Annotated in this window: 7 protein-coding genes; 5 read left to right on the top strand and 2 right to left on the bottom strand. The window is 46.0% G+C overall.

What is annotated here, in order from left to right; genetic code table 11:
* Positions 1 to 22: 22 nt before the first annotated feature.
* A complete protein-coding gene (locus RB604_RS18415) occupies positions 23 to 1,510 on the top strand; it encodes a RagB/SusD family nutrient uptake outer membrane protein (RefSeq protein ID WP_005930356.1) in 1,488 nt (495 codons plus the stop codon).
* Positions 1,511 to 1,590: 80 nt separating this feature from the next.
* On the opposite strand, the gene RB604_RS18410 is transcribed toward RB604_RS18415, so the two are convergent.
* Together RB604_RS18410 and RB604_RS18405 are read right to left on the bottom strand one after the other, a co-directional pair.
* Complete coding sequence (locus RB604_RS18410; RefSeq protein ID WP_055294337.1) at positions 1,591 to 4,299, bottom strand: DUF4957 domain-containing protein; 2,709 nt, start codon at positions 4,297 to 4,299, stop codon at positions 1,591 to 1,593.
* 168 nt (positions 4,300 to 4,467) lie between these two features.
* Positions 4,468 to 6,282, bottom strand: a complete 1,815-nt coding sequence (locus tag RB604_RS18405; protein WP_055294158.1) for a hypothetical protein — start codon at positions 6,280 to 6,282, stop codon at positions 4,468 to 4,470.
* Positions 6,283 to 6,717: 435 nt separating this feature from the next.
* On the opposite strand from RB604_RS18405, the gene RB604_RS18400 reads away from it, so the two are divergent.
* Genes RB604_RS18400 through RB604_RS18385 form a run of 4 tightly spaced genes read left to right on the top strand, consistent with a single transcriptional unit; the run spans position 6,718 to position 10,623 of the window.
* A complete protein-coding gene (locus RB604_RS18400) occupies positions 6,718 to 7,383 on the top strand; it encodes an ABC transporter ATP-binding protein (protein WP_005930364.1) in 666 nt (221 codons plus the stop codon).
* Positions 7,384 to 7,436: 53 nt separating this feature from the next.
* Complete coding sequence (locus tag RB604_RS18395; protein ID WP_005930366.1) at positions 7,437 to 8,045, top strand: GIN domain-containing protein; 609 nt, start codon at positions 7,437 to 7,439, stop codon at positions 8,043 to 8,045.
* 31 nt (positions 8,046 to 8,076) lie between these two features.
* Positions 8,077 to 9,369 carry an ABC transporter permease gene (locus RB604_RS18390; RefSeq protein WP_005930368.1) on the top strand — a complete coding sequence of 431 codons (1,293 nt, stop codon included), beginning with the start codon at positions 8,077 to 8,079 and terminating at the stop codon, positions 9,367 to 9,369.
* Positions 9,370 to 9,381: 12 nt separating this feature from the next.
* Entirely contained in the window at positions 9,382 to 10,623 is a 1,242-nt protein-coding gene (locus RB604_RS18385) for an ABC transporter permease (protein WP_005930370.1), read from the top strand.
* Positions 10,624 to 10,629 lie beyond the last annotated feature (6 nt).

The following is a 10,629-nucleotide window of genomic DNA, read 5'->3' as shown; positions in this document are numbered from 1 at the left end:
ATTCTTATTAATTTTCAGATATATGAAACGTATATTTATATATATATTCGCGGCCACATCCTTTTTTTATTCTTCCTGTTCCGGCGATTGGCTGAATTTGAATCCGTCCACTTCCGTTACCTCCGAACAAGCCATCCGTACGCTTGAAGAGGCACAGATTGCTTTGAACGGCATTTATCGTATTGCAGCTTCGCACAGCTATTATGGCGATAACTATCTCTATTATGCCGATTGCCGGGGCGAAGATGTCCAGGCGCGTATCAGTAAAGGGCCCGGCAAACGTGTGTCGCCTTATTATGAATTTAATGTAACGGCAGATGATGCCTTGAATATTACACGTGTATGGAATCAGCCTTATATCGTGATTCATCAGGCAAACAGTCTTTTGGAGAGAATAGAATCCGGTGCGGTAGCCACGGATAATGTTACTGAACTCAATTGTATCAAAGCCGAGGCGTTGGCTTTGCGCGGATTGGCTCTTTTTGATCTTACCCGTCTGTTTGCTATGCCTTATACATTGAACAACGGTGCGTCTTTAGGAGTGCCTATCGAGACTGAAACTACGCTGCCTACCCATCAGCCTTCCCGTAATACGGTGGCCGAATGTTACCGGCAGGTGATTGACGATATGACCGGTGCTTTGGATCTTTCCGCATTGTCTACCGGCAAAAAAGATGGTTATCTTAATGTGTGGAGTGTCAAGGCATTACTTTCACGTGTTTACCTTTACATGAATAATAATGAAAAGGCGCTCGAACTGGCCAAAGAAGTAATGAATAACGGAGGATTGTACAACCTGTTCACACACGATGAATATCCCACCGTATGGGGAAAAGATTTTAATTCGGAATCTCTCTTTGAGTTTTACTATACTCTTTCGGAACCTGATGGCGGTACCGGAGGTGAAGGGGCTCCGATGGTTTATGCCGATAATGTGAAAGACTGGAATAATCTGGTGCTTACCAAGGCTTTTCTCGATTTGCTGGGAGAAGACCCCGATGATGTGCGGCATGCACTGAACTGCCTGCCGCAAAAGCCGGATGAAGATATATTGCCCGAAGGCTCTACCGGTTATCCTAAGTATCTGAACAAATATCCGGGTAAAACGGGCGATAATCCGCAAGACAACGATATTTGCATTATTCGTCTTTCCGAAGTCTATCTGAATGCTGCTGAAGCAGCGTTTAAGTTAGGGGGAGCAGAAAACCTGAAATTTTCTTTGGATTGCCTCAATGCGATAGTAAGTCGTGCCAATCCCGTGAAGTCGGTAAAAGAATCGGAATTAAGTCTGGAGCGTATTCTGAAAGAGCGCAGAAAAGAACTGGTAGGAGAGGGACACGCTTTTTTTGATGCCATGAGAAACGGATTATCCGTGAATCGTACAGGCGGTTGGCATTTGGCTTCCGTAGCTGATGCGGCGGTTATTACTCCGTCTGATCCGAGGGTAGCATTACCTATTCCGCAGACGGAGATAGATGCGAATCCGAATATGGAGCAGAATCCTCGTTAGTCTGTTCAGCTTATAAAGTAACAAAGGCCTGTACTTTCTATATGGTAAGTACAGGCCTTTGCCGGTTATACTGCTTGGGGTTAAGGTACCAGTATTTTCCGGATACTTATCGTATTTTTGGTAGCTATTCTCACGATGTAGTTTCCCGAGGGTAGATCGAAAGAGGTTTCCGTACCGGATGTTTCATGTTTGCGGATCATTGTTCCGGCATAGGTGTATACTTCAATATAACTGTTCCCGGAGATTCCTTTTACATAGACCGTATGGGCCGATGCATAAGCGGTGATTTCATCTGCCGGTTTATTTCCGATGCCGGTTCCGCTTCCTTTCAGCCAGCGTGGATCACCGATAACGCCTCCGGTGGTGCTTGCACCGGCTAAAGGGGAATTACTGTCGATACTGAAATCTCCGTTGTCCACGTCAGGAAAATCGATTGTAGTCAGTCCGGAGAGGACTCCTTCTCCTAAAGTTAGGTCATTGACGGTTTTACTCCCTATGTTGTCACAAAGATAGCTTTCGAAGCCGGCAATGAGATTTTTCTCGGCGAGCAGGACACCTTTACTTGTAGTGTTGAGTACGGATGGCGTAAAATCAGCTCCCGGATAAGCACCGTTTATCAGATTGTTTCGGAATGTATAAGTACCGTTGAATGCCGTTTCCTCTATCTTGCATAAACTGAATGTGTTGGTGCTGCTTTTACCGCCTTTGGACCATCTGCTTACGGTATTGTTTTCAAAGGTAAAGGTGAAATCGAGCGCTTCGCCGTAGTTACGCGTCCAAAACAGATGTTCTTGCGGATAGTTGTAAAAGGTGGAATGAGTGATCACTACTTTTTGTGTGGCTCCGCCATTGTTGTAGATGTAACTATAACCTGTTGCCTGGTCGGGGTGCACAATGCAGTTGTCTATTATCAATTCTCCGTTTACGCCTTTACCGCTTATCGTCATCAGTCCGCGTTTGGAGGTTTCGATACGGCAGTTTTTGAATTGCAACGACCGGAGGTATGCACCTTCACTCAGACTGATAAAGTAGTTCACGTTGGCCGGCTCGATTGTCAATCCGTCAAAGACCAGACTACCGTCCTTTTCGCTTTTTCCGGAGATCTCATTGTTGAATTTCAATACCGGTGCAGCCCCTTCTGCCGCTTTCAAGGTGATGGCGCGTCCTCCGGGGATACCGATTGCTTCGGTATATTCTCCGTTGGCGAGCAGTAATACGCTTCCGTCAGCTGCTGCATCGAAAACGATTTTTAAGGTAGAGGGAGTTACGTTGATGAGCCCCGGGGTATCGCCACCGTCATCGCTTTCTTGGTTTTGTTTTTCTGTAATGTCTGCAACAAGGCTGTTGAGATATACTTCAAGATTGGTGTAACCTTCTTTGCTAAGCGTGGATGTTTTTCCGTCAGAGGAGTCATTGGGATTCAGCCCATTGGCAGTTTCCCATACATCGGGCATACCGTCTCCGTCCGTATCCTTGAGTTGGTCGGCAGTCACGCCGCCATCACTTAATTCAGGCCAAGGGCTGGAAGCTCCGGCGGGCATTACGTCGGTAGGCCGGTCGATGAGCCCCGGTTTCTTGGAGGCATCCGATGAAACACTTCCCTTGTAAGTGGCCGTACCTGTTTCTGTCTCTTTAACGATACGTTCGTCAATGATGTCTCTCTCTTTCGAACATCCGGCATAAAGCAAGACTTGCTTGAAAGCCTGTTCTGCGGTATGGGTGGTCACAAATTCGGTTTCGAGCGGCGCACTCAGTTTCATCTCTGCCTTTACCTGATCGTTGAATGTATTGTCACACTCTTTGTTGTTGATCTGTTCGTAGATGCCTTTTGTCCAGTTGTCGGCGGTGACATTGGCGTTTCCCTCTATCACATTTCCATCTACATAGAATTGTCCCCATACGTGTTCCATCGGTTTCCATGCGTTGGGAGTACCGTCGGAATTGGTACAATAAGCGGTTGTTCTGACACCGATTTTGGCAATGCGGTAACGTACGGCGCTATTGGGAGTAGCCGGTCCCGGCTTATAGTAATTGTTCACGATATTTACTTTCATGCCTTCGCCGCCATAACATCCGTTGCCGGCCCAGTTATAGAATACATTATTGCGCAGATCCATATATTCACGTTCCTGTGTTCCGGGACGCGGGCCGAGACGGGGGACACGACTTTCATGGTGGGCCATCAGATTATGATGGTAGGAAGCATGGGCGCCTCCCCAGTTACCGCCATAACCATGTACTCCTTTGCTGTGTCCTGAACTGCGTAAACTTTCGGATACGATACACCATTGCACAGTGGTGTTTTCCGAGCCGTATACGGATAAGCATTCGTCCACCGACCAACTGATGGAGCAGTGGTCTACAATGATGTTCTTTCGGTCCATACCACCGAGTCCGTCGGGCTCTCCGCCGTTGGCTATGCTTTCAGTACCTACGCGGAAACGCAGATAGCGGAGGATAACATCGTTGGCTGAGATAATGACGGGATAGTCGGCAATGCAAATACCTTGTCCCGGAGCAGTTTGTCCCGCAATGGTGATGTAGTCATTGGAGATTTTCAAATCGCTTTTCAGATAGATCGTTCCTGCCACATCGAAAACAATGATGCGTGCTCCCTTTTGCTTGACAGCATGGCGGAGGGTTCCTTTGGCCTCACTGTCTTCAAGGGTTGTCACGTGGTAAACGTTGCCGCCCCGGCCACCGGTTGTATAGCGGCCGTGTCCTTCGGCACCCGGGAAAGCCGGAAGCAATTGTGCTGCTACAGATGCCGGCAGGCATAATAGCAACATGAGAAGATAGATGGTTTTACTGGTTTTCATTGAGTATCTATTATAAATTAGAGTTCTGTTTAACCTCCACTCGCTGTAAAAATCATGCTGTATGGCTTCTCTTTCTTCAGGAAAGAGGGGGAAGCCGTGCAGGATAAGTTTTATGTCGAACTCAGGTTATCTGTTTTATTAGGTAATAACGATTTTTTCATTTTGCCGGCTTCCATCGGTCAGGATATAGGTCACGATGTATATGCCCGGTTGCAATGCCGGCAGGCTGATTTCGCTTTTCTTTACCTGCGGATACGAAGAATATACTTGTATACCTGACATGCCGGTGATATTTAGAACGGCTACTTCACGATCCGTAACGAAAGGACGTACGATAGAAGTGCCTGTATCACCGACCAGTCCGTTCAGATAATTCTCCAGATTGGAATATCCGTTAGCCGTGAGGATGCCGCCGTCTGCCGGATCGTTTTTATCCAGTCCGTTGGCTTCTTCCCAACTGTCGGGGATACCGTCACCGTCGGTATCTGTCGGAACTGTTTCACCGGCTTTCGGTGTGAGGTCCGGCCAGGGAGTCCAGTTGTCGCCTGCATCGGCGGGCTTCAAGTCTTCTTGTGAATTGATCATACCCACAAATTTGATGTTGCCGGGATCCGGTTCTGTTTTATTCCATTTTATCGCTCCTCTGTCTACCGGCTTTAATTCTCCGGCAGCTTCGGCGAGAATACGCGTATCCACTTCATCCAGTTTGGGAAGTTGTGCTCCTGCCTGTTTGATAACTTTAAGATAAGCCTCTTCTGCTGTTTCGATGGTCAACTCACTGTTAGCTGATGGGGCCGTGAGTTTTATTTCATTTATTTTATCGATGCCGGCACGCAAGTTTACGGCTTTTTTGGAGTTGTTTTCATCGGCATATATCCAGTTGTTGGCGTTTACCTTCGAATGGTCTCCTTTGTTTTTGTCATTCTTATATTCATTTGTTTCAAACATGTTGCCATCGATATACCATTCTCCCAGGCCGGTAGCGCTGGAAGCATCGTGCGAACAATCGGCGAACCAACGGTCTTGAAAAGTGTTGGTAGCCGGTCCCGGCTTATAGTAGTTGTTGATGAGGTTGGTACGCGAATAAGCTCCCTCTACGATGGAATGTAATTGTCCGCCATATAAGGCACCTTTATTGCCCCAGTTGAAGTGTACGTTATTGATGATTTCCGTATCTACGAAAGCATCGTGCCCACTGGCAGATTTATCACGTGCTCCGTTTACCAATGGAGTACGTCCTACGCAGTGTGCAAACAGATTGTGATGGAATGTAGAGTGTTCACCTCCCCATTGGGCACCGTATCCGCGTGCACCTTTATCATGCTTGGATACATAGAGCGGTTCGCTCAATATACACCATTGCATAGTAGTGTATTTGTTGTCGTACATTGTCACGTTTTCTTCCATCGACCAACTGAAAGAGCAATGATCGATGATTATATTTTCGGTGTTCTCTATACCTAATGCCGAATAATTACTGCCGGACAGGTCTCCTGCACGGAAGCGGATGTAACGTACGATGAAGTTTTTACTGTGGATATAAATATTTGCCCCGGAGATACAGATGCCGCCACCCGGTGCCGATTGTCCGGCAATGGTCACATTCGGTCTCGGACATTTCAATCTTTCTTTAAGATTGATAGTGCCGCCCACTTTGAAGAGGATGGTTCGCGGCGTATCGTCTCCTGTGGTTAATGCCCAACGGAGTGTCCCTTCTATAGGCTCTTCGGACGAAAGATAATCATCGAGACTTGTTACGTAATACACTTTGCTTCCGATAGCGGGATCTGTGGTACGTCCGCCGGTTGCAAACCGTCCCCAGCCTTCGGCACCCGGAAAAGCGATTTGTTGGTTATCGGCCTGTGAATATACAGGCGAAAGTGGGAGTAACGCTATGCAGCCCAGTAGAGCATGTTGACGTAAAACTTGTTTGAGAGTAATGTTTTTCATCATGTTTCTCATGTTTTGTTAATGATTGGAGATTATTTTTTATTTTCTTGCAATATTACCCGATTTATATTAATCGCGTGTGTAATATCTGTTGTAAGTGGATGGCAACCAATTATTGCTCATGGATAATCAATAATTCCACATTCATTTTATTTTCGGAGATAGATACCCGATAGCAGAAAGACAGGATTTTTTCCTTTTTAGCGGACCGTACTTTTTGTATGGGAGACTGTATGCTGGCATTTGTTTATGAAAGTTTGCCGTTGTGTTCATTTTCATATCCGTAAATAGTCCGCCTTTGCGAAAAGTGTTCATTTTCGGACAGCTACGTTTTTAGCTAATATTCAGAATATAAGTAATTTATGTTTTTGGCATATCATTTGAAATCCTTTTAGTGATAAAATACGAAATTGAAAATTCTATTAAATACAAAAAGTTATGATTACATTGACTTCGCTCTCTAAAGTTTACCGTACAAATGAGATTGAAACGGTAGCCCTTGAAAACGTGAACTTGACAGTGGATCGTGGTGAGTTCCTCAGTATTATGGGTCCTTCCGGTTGTGGGAAATCTACATTACTGAATATTATGGGATTGCTCGATACACCGACTACCGGTACGATCGAGATCAACGGTACCCGTACCGAAGGGATGAAAGATAAAGAGTTGGCTGCTTTCCGCAACAAGACTTTGGGATTTGTGTTTCAGTCTTTCCATCTGATAAATTCATTGAATGTATTGGATAATGTGGAGCTTCCGTTGCTTTATCGCCATGTGAACAGTAGTGAGCGTAAACGCCTGGCACAGGAAGTACTTGAAAAGGTAGGGCTGAGTCACCGCATGCGCCATTTCCCTACACAACTTTCCGGCGGTCAATGCCAACGTGTAGCCGTTGCACGTGCCATTATCGGTAATCCGGAAATTATTCTTGCCGATGAACCGACCGGTAACTTGGACTCGAAGATGGGGGCTGAAGTCATGGAACTTCTTCACCGTCTGAATAAGGAAGACGGACGGACCATCGTGATGGTGACCCATAATGAGGAGCAGGCCAGACAAACTTCGCGTACCGTTCGTTTCTTCGACGGACGCCAGATACAGTAATGATCCCGGACTACTCGCAGACCATTTTATAACTTAAAGAAATCATACAGATCATGAAAACAAATATATTCATAACTACTATCGTGCTTGTATTAGGAGCATTTTTCACTTTCTCACAAGCGCAGACCGACAAAACGATCACTCGTAATGAGTCCGTTTCACAATTCTCTTCCATCCGGTTCGAAGCTGTGGGCGATGTGAATTTTGAACAGTCATCCGAATATTCGCTACGCATTGAAGGCCCCCGGAAATTTGTAGAGAAGGTACTTGTAAAGGTAAAGAATGGAGAACTTATCCTTACTTACAAAGAGCAGAACAATAAGTCCAAAAGAGTGAAATTTTATATTACGGCTCCCGACCTCTCCCGTGTGAATATGGAAGGCGTAGGTGCTTTCCGTTGTGAGAAAAAGTTGGAAATGAAGGACCTTGAATTGAATATGAAAGGGGTAGGCTCCATCCGTATTGCCGATCTGGAGTGTAAAACGCTTCGTGCCCGAATGGAAGGGGTAGGGAAGATAAATGTCCATGTTCATTGTGTGAAGCTGGTAGCCAAAGCCGATGGAGTGGGACATATGACGTTGTCCGGATATGCCCGGAGCGCCGATGTCACCAGTGACGGCATAGGAGGTGTGAATACCCGTAATCTGCAAGTCGGAGAATAGAGGGATTTGTCAAATCGTAAATGATCTCAAAATGATTAAACTATATTTCAAACAAGCATTGGCACAATTGCGCCAGCAGCCCATCATCAGTCTCGTCAGCATATTGGGTACGGCACTTGCCATCTTTCTCATAATGCTGGTGGTGATGATTCAACAGGTGAAAGTAGCCCCTTTCTCGCCTGAGAGCAACCGCGACCGTTTTCTGCATGTACGCTTTATGAGTATTACCAATAAAGAATGGGGAGGAGGTTCCAGTAACGGACCGATGAGTGTACAGACAGCCAAGGCATGTTTCAAGTCGCTTACAACTCCCGAAGCAGTAACCATTTATTGTGTTGCTGCCATAACTACTCCGGCTTCCATGCCGGGTACACCTGCCATCAGTATAGATATGCAACAGACGGATGATACTTACTGGCAAGTTTTTGACTTTGCGTTTGTCGATGGGAAACCTTATGATCAGGCTGCCTTTGAATCGGGACGTCCGGTAGCGGTTGTCACTGAAAGTGTAGCCCGCAATTTGTTTGGTACGACAAAGGCTGCCGGGCGCGAATTTTTGTTGAATCATGCGCCTTATACGGTAGCGGGAGTGGTGAAAGATGTTTCAGCTTTGGCGGATGCTGCTTATGCACAGGTATGGATACCTTATACTTCTACCGATCTGGCTCAAGATACGTGGAGCGACAATCACATGGGCATGATGAGTGCCACTATTCTGGCACGTGACCGTGACGATTTCGATGCCATTCGTGAAGAATGCGAGAAAGTCCGCCTGCAATATAATAATCTGTTGGCTGAAAACGGATATGAGTTGATTTATCGTAACCGTCCTTACGATCAGGAAAAGCAGGCGATAGCTTACGCCGCCAATTGGGAACCGGACCTGTCGGCGGCCCGGCGTCAACGGGTAATTATTTTTATCATTCTGTTGCTGGTACCTGCTATTAACTTGAGTAGTATGACACAGAGCCGTTTGCGCCAGCGTGTTTCCGAGATTGGGGTACGCCGCGCTTTTGGCAGTACCCGCACGGAGATGATCGGACAGATTGTGATGGAAAACTTAGTGGTCACTTTGCTGGCCGGTGCTGTGGGATTACTTTTCAGCATATTGTTTGCTTATCTCGGCAATGGATTGCTATTTGCCCAAGCTTATAGCATTACGCTCAATCCGCCGGAAGTAAATGCTTCCATTCTGTTGCAGCCTTCCACTTTTATGTATGCGTTGCTTTTCTGCTTTGTACTCAATCTTTTAAGCAGTGGTTTTCCTGCCTGGAAAGCGTCACGTACCAGTATTGTAAATGCGTTGGGAGGTAGAACCCACTAAATCGAATGAATGATGAACAAGAAACTATTTACACAGATAAAAAATGAATGGCACTCCAATCTTTGGATAGCGACGGAGTTGCTGTTGGTGAGCGTAGTGATGTGGTATGTTGTGGATTATATTTATGTGCAGTACAAGGTTTATACCGAACCGCGCGGATTCGATATTTCAAACTGTTATCTCGTGAGCATGGGGCAGCTTACCGACAAGAGTCCCGACTTCATACCGAATGATACGCTGATTGCCGAAGAAATAGATGAACTGGTCAACCGTATTGCCCGCCGTCCGGAAGTGGAAGCGGTGAGCCTGTCGCAAAATTCATATCCGTATAACGGGAGTAATAGCGGGACGGAAGTGAGATACGATACTTTGCAGTCTTATGGTTATGTGGTCCGCCGGTTTGTGACACCGGATTTCTTGAGAGTGTTTCGTTATCAGGGGACAAGGGGAGAGACTCCGGAACAGTTGGCAGAGATGCTTACGAAAGAGAATTTCCTGGCATCGGATAATTTGTATGAACGGAAATACGGTGTGAAGCTGACTTCATTGGTAGGAAAACAATTTTATCTGTTTGGAGATTCAGCGAAAACGTATAAGTTAGCTGCTTCTTTAAAACCGGTACGTTACTCGGATCATGAACAGGCTTTTTCTTCTTATTGCATGCTTTACAAATTAGGCCGCAGTTGGTATGATACTCATCTTGAACTTTGTGTACGTGTGAAAGAAGGACAGGATGTCGATTTTATGAACCGTCTGAAAGCGGATAGCGAGAAGCAGCTCCGAGTAGGAAATGTTTTTATTGCCGATGTTCGTTCATTTGCCGATATCCGGCGTAATTTCGAACAAGCTTCTATGAATGAGCTTCGTAATTACATTTTCGGTATGGTCTTTTTGCTATTGAATATTTTTTTAGGATTGTTGGGCACTTTCTGGTTTCGTACACAACAGCGCCGTAGCGAGATCGCCCTGCACAAAGCATTGGGAGGAACGAACCATACGATATTCAACCGCCTTCTGTCCGAAGGTCTGTTACTGCTTTTGATAGCTACCGTACCGGCCATTATCATAGACTGGAATCTGGCTCATGCCGAACTGAACTCCTGGATGAACGGAACCACATTGGAGACCGGCCGTTTTATTATCACCGTTGTTCTGACTTTTATTCTCATCGTCCTGATGATTGTGATAGGCATCGGCATCCCGGCGCGTAAAGCTATGAAGATACAACCGGCAGAAGCCCTGCGCGAAGAATAAAGGAAT

Source organism: Bacteroides salyersiae (assembly GCF_031172035.1).
GTDB lineage: Bacteria > Bacteroidota > Bacteroidia > Bacteroidales > Bacteroidaceae > Bacteroides > Bacteroides salyersiae.
The sequence above is the reverse complement of the archived record's forward strand: the minus strand, read 5'-3'. Positions and strand labels throughout refer to the sequence as shown.